The 15942-nt window shown below is 61.2% G+C and carries 13 protein-coding genes; 8 read left to right on the top strand and 5 right to left on the bottom strand.

Annotated elements, in window-relative coordinates:
* The first annotated feature begins 155 nt into the window (after positions 1 to 155).
* The 7 genes from LOY67_RS08580 (at position 156) to LOY67_RS08550 (ending at position 10318) form a co-directional block, all read left to right on the top strand.
* Positions 156 to 470 (top strand): DUF883 family protein, encoded by a 315-nt coding sequence (locus LOY67_RS08580; protein ID WP_265066775.1) that lies wholly within the window; start codon positions 156 to 158, stop codon positions 468 to 470.
* A 2-nt stretch (positions 471 to 472) separates the two neighbouring features.
* Entirely contained in the window at positions 473 to 862 is a 390-nt protein-coding gene (locus tag LOY67_RS08575) for a phage holin family protein (protein ID WP_265066774.1), read from the top strand.
* On the top strand, positions 859 to 1194 hold the full coding sequence (locus LOY67_RS08570) for a hypothetical protein (RefSeq protein ID WP_265066773.1): 336 nt from the start codon (positions 859 to 861) through the stop codon (positions 1192 to 1194). Before LOY67_RS08575 ends, LOY67_RS08570 begins: the two co-directional genes overlap by 4 nt.
* Before the next feature lie 66 nt (positions 1195 to 1260).
* Positions 1261 to 2589, top strand: coding sequence for a deoxyguanosinetriphosphate triphosphohydrolase (locus LOY67_RS08565; protein ID WP_265066772.1), 1329 nt, complete (start codon positions 1261 to 1263; stop codon positions 2587 to 2589).
* A gap of 377 nt (positions 2590 to 2966) precedes the next feature.
* A complete protein-coding gene (locus LOY67_RS08560) occupies positions 2967 to 3593 on the top strand; it encodes a response regulator transcription factor (protein WP_024776711.1) in 627 nt (208 codons plus the stop codon).
* A 23-nt stretch (positions 3594 to 3616) separates the two neighbouring features.
* Positions 3617 to 7225 carry a transporter substrate-binding domain-containing protein gene (locus tag LOY67_RS08555; RefSeq protein WP_413776169.1) on the top strand — a complete coding sequence of 1203 codons (3609 nt, stop codon included), beginning with the start codon at positions 3617 to 3619 and terminating at the stop codon, positions 7223 to 7225.
* A gap of 144 nt (positions 7226 to 7369) precedes the next feature.
* On the top strand, positions 7370 to 10318 hold the full coding sequence (locus LOY67_RS08550) for an HD domain-containing phosphohydrolase (protein WP_265066770.1): 2949 nt from the start codon (positions 7370 to 7372) through the stop codon (positions 10316 to 10318).
* Between the two features lie 26 nt (positions 10319 to 10344).
* Here LOY67_RS08550 and LOY67_RS08545 read toward each other — a convergent pair whose 3' ends face one another.
* On the bottom strand, positions 10345 to 10827 hold the full coding sequence (locus tag LOY67_RS08545; protein WP_265066769.1) for a GAF domain-containing protein: 483 nt from the start codon (positions 10825 to 10827) through the stop codon (positions 10345 to 10347).
* Entirely contained in the window at positions 10824 to 11714 is an 891-nt protein-coding gene (locus tag LOY67_RS08540) for an ATP-binding protein (RefSeq protein ID WP_265066768.1), read from the bottom strand. Before LOY67_RS08540 ends, LOY67_RS08545 begins: the two co-directional genes overlap by 4 nt.
* Positions 11715 to 11877: 163 nt before the next feature.
* Here LOY67_RS08540 and LOY67_RS08535 point away from each other — a divergent pair, with 163 nt between their 5' ends.
* The gene (locus LOY67_RS08535; protein ID WP_265066767.1) at positions 11878 to 14199 is read left to right on the top strand and encodes a response regulator; all 2322 of its coding nucleotides are present in this window, start codon (positions 11878 to 11880) and stop codon (positions 14197 to 14199) included.
* Here the strand turns inward: LOY67_RS08535 and LOY67_RS08530 are convergent.
* The 3 genes from LOY67_RS08530 to msrB form a co-directional block, all read right to left on the bottom strand.
* Positions 14183 to 14644, bottom strand: coding sequence for a MarR family winged helix-turn-helix transcriptional regulator (locus tag LOY67_RS08530; protein WP_265066766.1), 462 nt, complete (start codon positions 14642 to 14644; stop codon positions 14183 to 14185). The genes LOY67_RS08535 and LOY67_RS08530 overlap by 17 nt on opposite strands.
* On the bottom strand, positions 14641 to 15126 hold the full coding sequence (locus tag LOY67_RS08525; protein ID WP_265066765.1) for a glutathione peroxidase: 486 nt from the start codon (positions 15124 to 15126) through the stop codon (positions 14641 to 14643). Before LOY67_RS08525 ends, LOY67_RS08530 begins: the two co-directional genes overlap by 4 nt.
* 228 nt (positions 15127 to 15354) lie before the next feature.
* Entirely contained in the window at positions 15355 to 15750 is a 396-nt protein-coding gene (gene msrB, locus LOY67_RS08520; RefSeq protein ID WP_047701530.1) for a peptide-methionine (R)-S-oxide reductase MsrB, read from the bottom strand.
* Positions 15751 to 15942 lie beyond the last annotated feature (192 nt).

Genomic DNA, 15942 nt, shown 5'->3' with positions numbered 1-15942 from the left:
GCGCCCAGCTTCAGCGCAGCGACACGGGATGACGCACCAGTACATGGCAAAACCTTGAGCCAAAACCGAGCAAAAGTTGTACCAGTCACTTTCACTGAACCTTCCGGCAAGGCTCACACTCGAACGCTTCAGACGTCACTTACGGAGATTCACCCATGGCCAGAACCCAGGCAAAGACTGCTCAAGAAATCCTGATGGAAGATTTTCAAACCCTGGTCAGCGACACCGAACGGCTGCTGGACCACACCGCTACGCTGGCGGGCGACCAGGCCGATGAGTTGCGCAGCCAGATTCACGAAACCCTCCTGCGTGCCCGCGACACGCTCAAGCTGACCGAAGACTCCATGCGCGAACGCGGCCAGGCTGCGGTCGTCGCCACCGAGGAATACGTACAGGCCAACCCCTGGCAGTCTGTCGGTATCGCTGCCGGCGTGGGCTTTCTGATCGGCTTGCTGGCGACACGACGCTGATGATGGATACCAACGACTCCGGCTCGGCCGAATCGGGCACTGCTTCTTCTGCGCGCCGCCTGGGCGCGGCGTTTCTCGGACTGCTGCACAGCCACGTCGAACTGTTCGGCATGGAATTGCAGGAACAGAAGGCCCGGACTGTCAGCCTGCTGCTGTTCGCAGGCCTGGCGCTGGTGTTTGCCTTGCTGCTGCTGGTAGGGCTTTCGACACTGGTGCTGATTCTGGTGTGGGACACCTATCGCCTTGCCGGCATCATCGGCCTGTGCCTGTTCTATCTGTTGGCGGCGCTGTTCTGCGGCCTTCGACTCAGGGCAGCGATCTACGATGAATCGACCCCCTTCCATGCCACGCTCGAAGAACTGAACAACGACCGGGAGCGCCTGCTGCCATGAGCCTGCCCGACATTCCTCAAGCCCGGACCCGACAGGAAATGCGCAAGGCGCTGGTGCGCCTGCGCATGGAAATGCATCGCCAGGAAATCCGCCAGGAAACGCGCGAGCTGTTGCAACCGCTGCAGCGGATGCGTGGCCTTGGTCAGAGCTGGCACGAAGGCTTCGGCATCAAGCATGCGCCACTCTGGGGCATGGCAGCGGTGTCCTTGCTCGGCTTCCTCGGCGGCAAGCGGACCCGCAGCGGACGCAGCAGTGGCCTGGTTCGCCTGATCCGCCTGGCTACAATGCTGGTGCCGCTGCTCAAACTGGCCCGCAACGTACGCAAGCCCTGACGGGCTTGCGAGACGCCTCAGGAACCGGGAAGCTAGGGCGCATCTATCTCAACGGAGCAACCGGCCTTGGATTGGCATACCCTGCTGACTCGCGAACGCCTCGGAAAACCCGTGCACAGCCCGGAAGAGCTGGGCCGCAGCCCTTTTCACAAGGACCATGACCGCATCATCTTTTCCGGGGCGTTCCGTCGCCTCGGACGCAAGACGCAGGTCCACCCGGTTTCCAGCAACGACCACATCCACACGCGCCTGACCCATTCGCTGGAAGTCAGTTGCGTCGGACGCTCCCTGGGCATGCGCGTGGGGGAAACCATTCGCAACGCCCTGCCTGACTGGTGCGAACCGAGCGACCTGGGGATGGTGGTGCAATCAGCCTGCCTGGCCCACGACATCGGCAACCCACCCTTTGGTCACTCCGGCGAAGACGCTATCCGCTATTGGTTCCAGCAGGCGGCAGGCCGCGGCTGGCTCGACGCCATGAGCGAGGCCGAGCGCAGCGATTTTCTCAATTTCGAAGGCAATGCCCAAGGGTTCCGAGTCCTCACACAGCTCGAATACCACCAGTTCGATGGCGGTACCCGGCTGACCTATGCCACCCTCGGCACCTACCTGAAATACCCCTGGACCGCCCGTCACGCCGACTCCCTGGGCTACAAGAAGCACAAGTTCGGCTGCTACCAGAGCGAGTTGCCGTTGCTGGAACAGATTGCCCACAAGCTCGGCCTGCCGCAGCTTGAAGACCAGCGCTGGGCACGGCATCCGCTGGTGTACCTGATGGAAGCCGCCGATGATATCTGCTACGCGCTGATCGACCTGGAAGATGGCGTGGAGATGGAGCTGCTGGACTACGCACAGGTGGAGTCGCTGCTCCTGGACCTGGTGGGCGACGATATTCCGGACACCTACCGCCAGCTCGGCCCACTGGACTCCCGGCGACGCAAACTGGCGATCCTGCGGGGCAAGGCCATTGAACACCTGACCAACGCCGCCGCCCGGGCGTTCGTCGAACAGCAGGAAGCCTTGCTGGCCGGCACGCTACCAGGCGACCTGGTGGAGCATATGCATGGCCCGGCCAAGCGTTGTGTGTTGAATGCCAAGGACATGGCGCGCAAGAAAATATTCCAGGACAAGCGCAAGACCCTGAATGAAATCGGCGCATACACCACGCTTGAAATCCTGCTCAACGGCTTCTGCGGTGCAGCCCTGGAACAGCATGGGGGCCGCTCACCTTCATTCAAGAATCGCCGTATTCTCGACCTGCTGGGCAACAATGCACCCGATCCCAATGGTCCTTTGCATGCTGCGTTCCTGCGGATGATCGATTTCATCGCCGGGATGACCGACAGTTACGCCAGCGAAATGGCACAGGAGATGACGGGGCGTACCCGCCAATGACAGCCCCTGTGTGGGAACGAGCGTTCTCGCGATAGCGTCGGATCAGTCTGCAATCACGGCAACTGACACTCCGCCTTCGCGAGCAAGCTCGCGCCCACAATTGGTTTGCAGCTTAAGTTGCACAGTATTGACAACTCTCTTTTAGCCTGCATGTAGAAGTCGGCGCTCTAGAACCATCTCCTGACCTATAGTCCGCTAATAAAAACGCGCCCGTCTCATGCCCATTACCTACTAAAAACCTAATTACCTCGTAGTACCCTGCTTCTTTTTTTGTAGGAACTTTCCGAAATTGAATATGTACACCCGTCTCCTCGTACGACCACGGCTGTAACTGGGCTAAGGTGCGCGCTTTATTAAGCTCGCAAGGGACTTTATTCATGAACTCCGTTTTCATTGTCGACGATCATCCGGTCATTCGCCTCGCCGTTCGCATGCTTCTGGAGCACGAAGGCTATAAAGTCGTAGGAGAAACCGACAATGGCGTCGATGCGATGCAAATGGTGCGCGAATGCATGCCGGATCTGGTCATCCTGGACATCAGCATTCCTAAACTGGACGGGCTGGAAATCCTCTCGCGCTTCAATGCCATGACCACGCCGCTCAAGACACTGGTGCTCACGGCGCAGTCACCGACCCTGTTCGGTATCCGGTGCATGCAGTCCGGCGCCTCCGGTTACGTTTGTAAACAGGAAGACCTCAGCGAACTTGTCAGCGCAATCAAGGCCGTATTATCCGGCTACAACTATTTTCCCAGTCAGGCACTGAATCCGGTGCGCCCTGATGATCCACGCAGTATAGAGTTGGATCTTTTCAAGAACGTCAATGATCGCGAATTGATGGTATTGCAACTTTTTGCCCAGGGCCGCACCAACAAGGAAATAGCCAAAGGTATGTTTCTAAGCAATAAAACCGTGAGCACCTATAAAAAACGGCTGATGCAGAAGCTCAAGGTCAAGTCCCTGGTAGAACTGATTGAAATGGCGAAACGAAACGCACTGGTGTGAGAATAAACAGGATGTTCAGATGCATGAAAGGATGCCTCCTGCTATTGATGGCAGGGTTATATGCAGGATTCCTCGCCGCGGCGCCAGGTGCGCCCGAGCACTACACACTCCTGGGGCGCTCCACTGCGGCTCATCCCGAGGTCGGCCTGGATAACGCCCAGCGGGCCTGGCTGCTGGGACGCAAGGAGCTGGTCCTGGGGACCTCCGCACCGGATTACCCACCTTTCGATCTCTCCACCAGCGGACGCGACTACGAAGGCATGACTGCCGACTACGCCGGGCTCATCGCCGAGGCGAGCGGCCTGCCGATGAAAGTCCTTCGATTCGGATCCCGTGAGGCGGCGATTGCGGCGCTCAAGCATGGGCAAATCGACCTCCTGGGTAGCGCCAACGGTTTCGAAGCCCGCGATCCCGACCTTGTCCTGTCCACACCTTACGCCGTGGACCAGCCCGTTCTCGTCACCCGAACCAATGAAAACCGATCCCTGAACGAGGATCTGGAGGGGCTGCGGCTGAGCATGGTCTACCACTACCTGCCCTTGCAGGACATCGAAAAACTCTACCCAAAGGCACGCATCACCACCTACCCGTCCTACCAGAACGCCATAAACGCCGTCGCCTTCGGCCAGGCCGATGTATTTCTCGGCGATACCATTTCCACCCACTACATGATCAGCAAGGGCTACCTGAGCAACATCCGCATGGCCAGCTTCGGCAAACATGAATCCTACGGGTTCGGGTTTGCGCTACGACGTCACGACACCCGACTGCTGGAGATCATCAACGCCACGCTGAACCAGATTCCGATTGCCGAGCAAGCCGCGATCTCCAAGCGCTGGAGTGCAGGCGCCGACCTCTATCTCACGGAACACAGGATCCAACTGACCGAACGGGAACGACGCTGGCTGGCCGGGCATCCGGTGGTTCGGGTGGCCGTGAACGAAACCTTCGCACCGTTCACTTTTTTCGATCCGGACGGCGATTTTCGCGGCATCAGTGCCGATCTGCTGGAGCTGATCCGGCTGCGTACAGGCCTGCGCCTGGAGATTCAGCACAAGCGTAACGACAGCGAAGCGATTGCCGCAGTACTTGACGGTCAGGCCGACCTGATTGCGGCACTCGTGCCGAGCAGCGAACGGCAGCAACAGGTGAGATTCAGCCGCCCCTACGTCGACAGCTCGTTCGTCCTGCTGACCCGAAAGCAGTCCGACACGCCTGCCACACTCGACCAGTTCGGGACCAGGACCCTGGCGATCGCCAAGGACAACCCGGTCATCGAGTGGTTGCGCAAGCAGTATCCGGACATCAGGATCGTCGAAACCAGCGACCCTTCGCACGCCGTAGAACTGCTCGCCCAGGGCCAGGCCGATGGCAGCGTGAATGCCCTGGTCATGGCCAATTACTTCCTCTCGTCGCACGCGTTCCGGGACACGCTGCAAATCAGCAGCACCGTCGGCACCCAGCAGGCCATGTTTGCCCTGGCCACAGCCAAGGACGCCACCGAGTTGAACAGCATTCTCGACAAAGCCCTGACCAGCATCGACCCGGACGAACTGGGCGTGATCAACAACCGCTGGCGAGGCTACGTCTCGGCTTCGGAACACACCTGGCGCACCTATAACCGCCTGTTCTTCCAGATCGCTGCCGGTGTCGGCCTCTTGCTGGTGATATCACTCGCCTGGAACGCCTACATGCAGCGACAGATCCGCCAGCGTCAACGAGCCGAACTGGCGCTGAACGACCAGCTCGAATTCATGCGCTCACTGGTCAACGGCACCCCTCATCCCATTTATGTAAGGGATCGCAACGGCGTCCTGCAAAGCTGCAACGACAGTTACCTGCAAGCATTCGAGGCAAAACGCGAGGACGTCATCGGCAAGAACGTAATGCCCGGATCCATGAGCAATGCCTTCGAAGCCCGGGAATACCAGGCGGACTATCAGCGCGTCATGGCCGAAGGCACCGCCCTGATCGTGGACCGGCCGCTGCACATCGGGGACAGGAAGCTGACGATCTATCACTGGATCCTGCCCTACCGAAACTCCGCAGCACAGGTACAAGGCATCATCGGCGGCTGGATCGACATCAGCGAACGGCGACAGCTCTTCGAAGAGCTGCGAGCCGCCAAGGAGCGGGCCGATGATGCGAACCGGGCCAAAAGCACGTTCCTGGCGACCATGAGCCATGAAATCCGCACCCCCATGAATGCGGTAATCGGCATGCTTGAACTGGCGTTGATGCATGCCGACAAGGGGCATGTGGATCGCTCGACAATCGCAGTGGCCTACGAATCGGCCTCCGGCATGCTGGAGCTGATAGGCGACATCCTCGACATCGCACGCATCGAGTCGGGTCACCTGAGCCTGGCACCCGAACGGGTCAATCTCAGGGCGATCCTGCAATCGGTCATACGGGTGTTCGAAGGCGTGGCGCGACAGAAGAATCTCGCGCTGTCATTGCAGTTCGAACCGGCGGACGACAACCCGGATGTGCGGGTCGATCCCCTGCGGTTCAAGCAGGTGCTTTCGAACCTGATCAGCAATGCGCTCAAGTTCACCGAACAGGGCTGGGTCAAGGTCGAGGTCAGGCTGTCTCGATCCGCCCAGAGCGATACCCTGAAGATGCAACTGGAGGTCAGCGACAGCGGCATCGGCATCAGCCCCGCCGACCTGCAACGTCTGTTCGAACCTTTTGCCCAGGCTGACAACAGCGGTCGGATGGCCCGGAAGGGAGCCGGGCTGGGGCTGGTGATCAGTCGCAACCTGTGCCGGATGATGGGCGGCAGCCTGCAGTTGAACAGCCAGCCGGGCACCGGCACCCAGGTCCGGGTCAGCCTGGAATTGCCCGTCCTGCCCACGGTAGCGGCTGACACGCCGCCTGAGCCGATGATCGAAACCGCCACGACCGCCCTGAACGTTCTGGTGGTGGACGACCATGCGGCCAATCGCTTGTTGATGTCGCAACAACTGGACTATCTCGGCCATCACTGTCATGTCGCCCATGACGGTGCCGAAGGGCTCGAGGCCTGGTTGGAAGGGAACTTCGACCTGGTCATTGCCGATTGCAACATGCCCATCATGAACGGTTACGAACTTGCCAGGGCGATTCGCCGGCACGAGTCCGAACAGCAATTGCCGCCCTGCACCATTCTGGGCTTCACCGCCAATGCACAACCTGAGGAAAAACAGCGCTGCCAGGCCGCGGGAATGGACGACTGCCTGTTCAAGCCGATCAGCCTGAGCGCCCTGAGCCAGTGGATGAACGCCATCAAGCCCACCAGTCGCTCAAACGTTTTCAACGTACAGAACCTGCACGCATTGACCGGCGGCAATCCCTTGTACACCCAGCGCTTGCTGGAAGAACTGCTCAGCAGCAACCGCTCGGACCGCCAGGCACTGCTCGATACCGCCCGGGGCGGGAACCGGCAGGCACTGACCGAAGCGGCGCACAAGATAAAAGGCGCCGCCCGGATCGTGCAGTCGCCCTTGCTGATCCAGCGATGCGAGGCGCTGGAGCAGGCCTGCCATGAAGCACAGGCACGTTATCGGATTGACGAATGCATCGGTGCCCTCGAACACGCCATGACAGAACTGGAACGGGTCCTGGAAACGGAGATCACCAAGGCAAAATAAACCGGTGTTTACTATGCTGTGCGCTTGGCAGTGCGTACCAGGGGCGTTCTCAATGGTGTTCCCCTTCGCGCCTTGCCTGGCCCGCTTCAATGCACAACGCGGTGCAACAACCATTGAGAACGCCTGACCCCTGGAGTGACTGCAATGCCCAGCGCACCGCGTCCGGAACAACGCCGGTTTCCCCTGCACGTCCACATCAGCGTGATGTTTACTCTGCTTCTGCTGCTGACCGGAGTGGTGCTGGGTGTCTTCAACTACCGACAGACGACGCAGATCATCCTCTCCAGTAGTGAAAAACTGTTCAACCGGATCGAACAGGATGTGCGCCTGGACCTGTACGACACCTACGAACCGATCCGCCATGTGTTGAGCCTGCTGGCCGACTATCCGGCGACACAGGCTGCCAACCTGGGTGAACGCCTGGCCTTGCTCGGACCCTTCAGCCAGGCGCTGCGAGACAACCCTGACCTGGCGTCGTTGTACCTGGGTGACAGCCAGGGAGATTTCCTGATGGTCCGGCCGCTGCGCACCGAGGCACTGAAGACCGCCCTGAAAGCGCCCGCCAACGCGTTTTATCAGGTGTGGGCCGTGGAGCGCGCAACCCCTGAAGGTCCGGTGCGCTCCCAGTCCTTGTTCTACGACCAGTCGCTGGTGCTCATCAGCCGCCAGGACAACCCCGACGACGGCTTCGATCCCCGCAGCCGAAGCTGGTTTCGCAGTGCGCTGGAGACGGCCGACCAGATCACCACCGAGCCCTACGTGTTCTTCTCCACCCACGACATCGGCACCACCCTCGCCCGGCGAAGCGGCGACCAGGCGGTCATCGGTGCCGACCTGACCCTCGCGGCCCTGTCCCAGACCCTCGCCAAGCACAAGGTCACCCCCGGCACCGAGATCGTGCTGCTCGACCCCCAAGGCAATGCGGTGGGCTACCCCGACAGCAACCGGCTGCTCACCGATACCCGCTCGGCACGCCTGATCAAGGCCCGCGACCTCAATCCGGCCATCGCCGCCGCGCTGGACGGGAGCGCTGAGGCCTCACGCCTGGAGGCCGCTGGACGTCGATGGATCGTTTCCCGCAGCCACATGCAGGAAGGCGGTCCCCAGGGCCTGGAACTGGCGCTGCTGGTCCCGGAAGATGAACTGCTGGCCGACGCCTATCGCATGCGCTGGCAAGGCGCGCTGATTACCCTCGCCACTCTGCTGCTGTGCGTGCCCCTGGGTTGGCTGACCTCCCGGATCCTGGTCAAGCCTCTGGACGCGCTGGTGCAAGAAGCCGATGCCATTCGCAGCTTCGACTTCCATTACCCGGTATCCCGCCGTTCGCTGGTGCTGGAGGTCGATCAACTGAGCCTGTCGATGGCCCGAATGAAAGAGACCCTGGCAAGCTTCTTCGAAATCACCGCCAGCCTGCGTGCCGAAACCCGCTTCGCGCCATTGCTGCAACGGGTCCTGTTCGAGACCGTGAAAATCGGCCAGGCCCAGGCCGGCCTGATCTACCTGCGCGAGAACGACAGCGATCAGATCAAACCCTATGGGTTGGTGATCGAGCAGACCCCGCAGGACCTGAGCACCTTCATGTTGCGAGGCCATGGGCTGACCGGCAACGACAACCCCCCGTGGCTCCAGCAACTGGCTGCCTCGGATAACCTCGTCACCTCCCTGGGTTTCGAACAGGCGGGTGACCTGCAAGGCGTCCTGCGGGCATTGGACTCCCCACGCGTCCACCTGATCGGCATCCACCTGCGTAACCGTCACCGGGAAACCGTGGGCATCCTGGTGCTATTGATCACCGACAGCGGCACCGAAGCCGACCTGGAAAAACTGCAACCGGACCGTATCGCGTTCCTGCAAGCCGTGTCCGGTGCCGCCACCATGAGCATCGAAAGCCAGCGCCTGCAAGCCAGGCAAAAGCAATTGCTGGACTCGTTCATTCAATTGCTGGCCGGTGCAATCGATGCCAAGAGCCCTTATACCGGCGGGCATTGCCAGCGGGTGCCGGCCCTGACACTGATGCTCGCCCAAGCCGCCGCCACCAGCCAGGCACCCGCGTTCAAGACCTACCAACCGACCGAAGATGAGTGGGAGGCGCTGCACATCGCCGCCTGGTTGCATGATTGCGGAAAAGTCACCACCCCCGAGTACGTGGTGGACAAAGCCACCAAGCTGGAAACCCTGAACGACCGCCTCCATGAAATCCGCACCCGTTTCGAGGTGCTGAAGCGCGACGCCTGGGTCGATTACTGGCAGGCCATGGCGATGGGCGGCGAGCCGTCCGCCCTGGCGCAGTTACGCGATACCACACTGGCTGGCCTGGACGATGACTTTGCCTTTGTCGCCCGCTGCAACCTGGGCTCCGAAGCCATGGCCGACACCGATCTGCAACGCCTGCGACGCATCGCCCAACGTCCGTGGACCCGCACCCTCGATGATCGCCTGGGGGTTTCCTGGGAGGAAAACCAGCGCCAGGCGCGCACGCCCAGGCCAACGCTTCCGGTCACCGAACCGTTGCTGGCCGACAAGCCCGAGCACCTGTTCGAGCGCCACGCTGGCGAATTGATCCCGACAGACAACCCGTGGGGCTTCCAACTGGATGTCCCGCAATGGAAATACAACCGCGGCGAACTCTACAACCTCGGCATCGCGCGGGGCACGCTGACCCGTGAGGAGCGTTACGTGATCAATCACCACATGGTGCAGACGATCCTGATGCTCAGCCAGTTGCCCTTCCCCAGCCATCTGGACAATGTGGCGGAAATCGCCGGCGGTCATCATGAGAAAATGGACGGCACCGGCTACCCCAAGCGGCTCAAGCGCGAGCAGATGAGCCTGCCGGCGCGCATGATGGCGATTGCGGACATTTTCGAAGCACTGACCGCGGCCGACCGTCCCTACAAGAAAGCCAAGAAATTGAGCGAAGCCCTGGGCATCATGGCCACCATGTGCCGCGAGGCCCACATCGACCCAGAGCTGTTCGGGCTGTTCATCGATGAACAGATCTACCTGAGCTACGCCAACCAGTTTCTCGATCCGCGCCAGATCGATGACGTCGACACGGACAGCCTGTTGGCCCAGGCGGGACTCAAGTCATGAGCCCTGTTCTGGCAGCAGCTCCTGTTTCAGCAATCGGTCAGGCGCAGGAAAATCTGCGCCAGTTGCTCGATGCCTGCCTGGTCATGTTCGCTGAAGCGCGCCAGTTTCGGGCTGTCGAGATCAAGCACGCCGATCAGGCACCCGTCCTTGACCAGCGGCACTACCAGCTCGCTGTTCGACGCGCTGTCGCAGGCAATGTGGCCGGGGAAAGCATGGACGTCCTCGACACGCTGGGTCTGGCCGGTGGCCGCCGCCGTACCGCAGACACCACGCCCGAAAGGAATCCGCACACAGGCGATCTGACCCTGGAACGGGCCCAGCACCAGTTCTTCGTTGCGATTGAGGTAGAAGCCGGCCCAGTTCAGGTCGTCCAACTGACTGAACAGGAACGCCGAGAACTGCGCAGCGTTGGCAATGAAATCGCGTTCATCCGCCAACAGGGACTCCAGCTGTGCCGATAGCAAGCCGTAGCCGTCGAGGCCCTTGCCCGTGCTCTTCAAATCGATCATGCCTTGTGCTCCAGGAGTTTCAGGCCCACCCAATAACGGGCAAACTGATAGGCACAACGGCCGTTGCGGTTGCCGCGCCCGGTGGCCCAGCGTACCGCCAGCACGTCCAGCGCTTCGTCACGCTGCCAGGCGAGCCCGGCCTTCGCCGCCAGCTCACCGATCCAGTGTTCCACCACGTCGAGGAAATGCTCCTGGGTAAACGGATAGAACGACAGCCACAACCCGAAACGGTCGGACAACGCGATCTTGTCTTCCACGGCTTCGCTGGGGTGAAGCTCGCCGTCGACCCGTTTCCAGTTCTCGTTGTCGCTTTCCTTTTCCGGCACCAGGTGACGGCGGTTGGAGGTGGCGTACAACAACACATTGTCCGGCGCCTGTTCGAGGGAACCGTCCAGCACGCTTTTAAGCACGCGGTAATCGCCTTCGCCGGATTCGAACGACAAGTCATCGCAGAACAACACGAAGCGCTGGGGCAGCCTGGCGATCTGCTCGACCACCCGGGGCAGGTCGGCGAGGTGATCGCGCTCGATCTCGATCAACCGCAGGCCATCTCCGGCATGCTCGGCCAGCAAGGCGCGCACCAGGGACGATTTGCCTGTGCCCCGCGAGCCCCAGAGCAACGCATGGTTGGCGGGCATGCCGTCGATGAACTGCCGGGTGTTGCGACCCAGTTGTTCGACCTGGCGATCAACGCCGATCAGGTCCGACAGGCGCATGTCGAGGCTGACCTGCAACGGCAGCAGGTAGCCGCTGCGGCCGTCGCGCTGCCAGCGGGCAGCCAGGGTCACGGTCCAGTCGATGGCGGGCCGGGGAGCGGGCAACAAGGGCTCGATGCGAGCCAGCACGGCATCGGCGCGCTCAAGAAAAGCATTCAATCGGGCGTCCACGTCTTCTCCTCGGACAAATTCACAGTAATGATGGCGCTGCTGCGCCGATACGCCGTTCTCAAGGACGGGTTCATCCCATCCAGCACACACCGGTCGCACCGGTATCCAGAGATGATCAGCTATGCTTGACCGGCGAAGGGAAACGTAAGTGGTTCACCATTCCATGGACATCAGATTCACCCAACGGCTGTCATACAAGCAGGCTCGACTGACCGTCCTGGTGGGTTTCGTGCTGGGCACCTTACTGAGCCTGGTGCAGATAGGCATCGATTATGCCAGCGAAGACGCGTCGATCAACCGCGAGATCCTGTCGCTGCTGGAAATCAGCCACAACCCGGCCTCGCGCATTGCCTACAACATCGACGCCGAACTGGCCCAGGAACTGGCCCTGGGCCTGTTGCGCTCGCCTGCCATCATCGGCGCCGAGCTGATCGACAACAACAATACCGTGCTGGCCAATGTCAAACGACCCGAGCTGCAGAACAGTTACCGTTTCATCAGCGATTTTCTGTTCGGCGCCCAGCGCCGGTTCGAAGACCGGCTCTACCTGGACCATCTGCCCAACGAATCCCTGGGCGTGCTGCGACTGGACGTCGACACTTATGCGTTCGGCAGTCGCTTTCTGCGCCGGGCCGAGATCACCTTGCTCAACGGGTTCGCCCGCAGCCTGATCCTGACCGGCCTGTTGCTGGCACTGTTCTACGTGATGCTGACCAAACCCCTGGTACGGGTCATCCGCGAACTGAGCAGCCGCGACCCGGGCAGCAACGAACAGAGCAGCCTGGAATGCCCCACCGGCCACCAGTACGACGAAATCGGCGTACTGGTGTCGGTCGCCAACCAGCAGTTCGAAAATGTCTCCACCGAAATCCAGCAACGGCGCATGGCGGAAAATCGCCTCACCGAATACCTGGCGCAACTGGAAAACATCGTTTCGGCACGCACCGCCGAACTCAAGGCCATCAATACTCGCCTCAGCCAGTCCAACGAGGAACTGGAAGTGGCCAGGCGCACCGCCCTGGACATGGCCGAAGCGCGCTCCGCGTTCCTGGCCAGCATGAGCCACGAAATCCGCACACCGCTGAACGGCTTGCTGGGCATGATCGCCCTGTCCCTGGACGGCCCCCTGACCGCCGAACAGCAGCAACAACTATCGATCGCCCATGACTCCGGCAAAGTGTTGGTCGAGCTGCTCAACGACATTCTCGACCTGTCGAAATTCGACGCCGGCCAACTGGAACTCGAACGCATCCCGTTCGATCTCGGATCCCTGATCGAAGACACGGCCAACCTGCTGTCACAGAACGCCGCCCCTAGCGTCGAATTGGCCTGCCTGATTGATCCGCAGTTTCCGGCGCAAGTGCTCGGCGACCCGACCCGGGTGCGCCAGATCGTCAGCAACCTGCTGTCCAATGCCCTCAAGTTCACTCGCTTCGGCCGGGTCGATGTGCGGTTGAGCGCCTATGAAGGCGGAGTGCGGATCGAGGTCTGCGATACCGGCATCGGCATTCCCCAGGACGCCCAGGCGAGAATCTTCCAGCCGTTCACCCAGGCTGGCGCCGGCATTACCCGTCAGTTCGGTGGCACCGGACTGGGCCTGGCACTGACCAATAACCTCTGCGAAGCCATGCAGGGCCGGTTGACGATCAGTTCCGAAGCCGGTTTCGGCAGCCAGTTCTGCGCCGACCTGCCCCTGCCCTGCCATACCCCCGCGGCAACGGTCGAGCCCCTGCGCGGCAATATCGTCGCCATCACCGCCAGCAATAGCGGGCTGGCCGAGCTGCTCGACATGATGTTGCCCCATTGGGGGCTGGACTACCTGAGACGTTCGGTGGATGACAGGTTGCTGGGGCTCACCCCTGATGTCCTGATTACCGACTGCCCTGAATGCCTGTTCAACCTGCGACCCACCTTCAACGCACCGATCCTGCTCGTGACCGCCTACGGCAGCTTCATGCCCAGCGAACAAGCCGCCGCCCTGGCCCCGCTGCTGCAACAGGCCCGGCCATTGGCGCGTCATGCGTTGTATCAGATCCTGCGTCGCGCCCTGCAAAGCGAGACGACCACCATCAATGACACGCAGATCGAAGCCCTGCCGCCGTCCAGGCGCGCGCGGGTGCTGCTGGTGGAGGACAACCCGGTCAACCAATTGGTCGCCAAGGGCATGCTGGTCAAGCTCGGCTGCGAAGTGACTGTTGCCGCCCATGGCGCAGAGGCCCTGGATCAACTGGAGCGGCGGACTTTCGACCTGGTGCTGATGGACTGCAACATGCCGGTGATGGACGGCTACGAAGCCAGCCGGCAGATTCGTCGCAGCGGTCGCTGGTCGGACCTGCCGATTGTCGCGCTGACAGCCAACGCCATGCCCGAGGAGCGGGAACGCTGTCGGGGCGCCGGCATGACGGACTACCTGTCCAAGCCATTCCGCCGCGAAGAACTGGCGGCGATGCTGGATCAGTGGGTGCCGACTACATCAGCGCTTTGATCTGCCCCAGCAGGTGATCAAGACCGTTACGCAGATCCCCCAGGCGGTCGAGGTCAATCCCGCTGTCGCACAGCAGGCGGGCCTTGAGCGGACCGACCTGCTCACGCAACGCCCGACCCGCCGGCGACAGGCTCAGGTGCACCTCCCGCTCATCCCGGACCGAACGCTGGCGCTGGACCAGCTCCAGTTGTTCCAGGCGCTTGAGCAGCGGCGTCAACGTGCCGGAATCCAGCAGCAACCGTTCGCCCAGGGCCTTGACCGTGGGTTGTTCCGGCGCGGTGTCCTGCCACTCCCACAACACCAGCATCACCAGGTACTGCGGGTAGGTCAGGCCGAGCTGGTCGAGCATCGGCTTGTAGCCCCGGATCACCGCCCGCGAAGCGGCGTACAGCTTGAAGCACAACTGGCTGTCGAGCTTCAGCGAATCGGCGGGCAGGTCATTCATTTGAGCAGGGCTTCGATCTCATGGGTCAGGTCCTGGGGTTTGGTGGTCGGGGCGAAACGCTTGACCACCTGACCGTCCTTGCCGACCAGGAACTTGGTGAAATTCCACTTGATGCCCTTGGACCCCAGCACGCCGGGCGCCCGCTGCTTGAGCTGGACAAACAGCGGATGGGCGTTGGCACCGTTGACGTCGATTTTCTTGAACAGCGGAAAACTCACGCCGAAGTTCAGCTCGCAGAACTCGGAAATCGCCCCTTCGTTGCCGGGCTCCTGCTTGCCGAACTGATTGCAGGGGAAGCCCAACACCACCAGGCCCTGGTCCTTGTAGGTCTGCCACAACTGCTCGAGGCCCTTGTACTGCGGGGTGAAGCCGCACTGACTGGCGGTGTTGACCACCAGCACGGCCTTGCCGGCGAAATCGGCCAGGGTCTTTTGCTCACCTTTGATGGTGGTGCAGGGAATGCTCAGCAGGTTGTCGCTCATGGCAAGGCTCCAAAGAAATGGGACTGACGTGCAAGATAGCGAGCAATTCAATTGTGTGCAATTTAATTATCCAGACACCTCCATAGGTCCTGACACAAACCTGTGGCGAGGGGATTTATCCCCGCTGGGTTGCGCAGCGACCCCAAGAAGGGATGCATCTGTCCCTTCAGGGGACGCCTATTGGGGCTGCTGCGCAGCCCAGCGGGGATAAATCCCCTCGCCACAGATCTACTCGCGTGGCACGAGATCCAGGCACACCGAATTGATGCAATAACGCAAGCCCGTGGGCGGCGGGCCGTCGGGGAATACGTGACCCAGGTGGGCATCGCATTTGGCGCAGACCACTTCGGTGCGGATCATGCCATGGCTGACGTCCCGGACTTCCACCACCGCGCTGCCCTCGATGGGCGCATAGAAACTCGGCCAGCCACAGCCGGAATCGAATTTGGTCTGCGAGTCGAACAGCGGTTCGTTGCAGCAGATGCAGTGGTATACACCGTCGGTCTTGGTGCCGTTGTATTTACCCGAGAATGGCCGTTCGGTGCCCTTCAACCGACAGACGTTGTACTGTTCCGGGTCGAGCATGGCGCGCCATTCCTCAAGGGTTTTCTCCAACTTTTCCATCGTCCCACCTCGGCAATTGAAAAAGCCCGATCCGACGCTTTTCCGCGGGTCGGGCGGCACGTATGATTGCGCCTCGTCAGCGCCAGTCTGGCAGTCGCGCCATGGGGATTCAAACGGATTGTGACGCCCATGCCGCGTCAGGCTCGCCACAGACGCAGGATCACCAGTACGGCCGTTCATACGCCGCCTGGA

Source organism: Pseudomonas sp. B21-056 (assembly GCF_026016325.1).
GTDB lineage: Bacteria > Pseudomonadota > Gammaproteobacteria > Pseudomonadales > Pseudomonadaceae > Aquipseudomonas.
The sequence above is the reverse complement of the archived record's forward strand: the minus strand, read 5'-3'. Positions and strand labels throughout refer to the sequence as shown.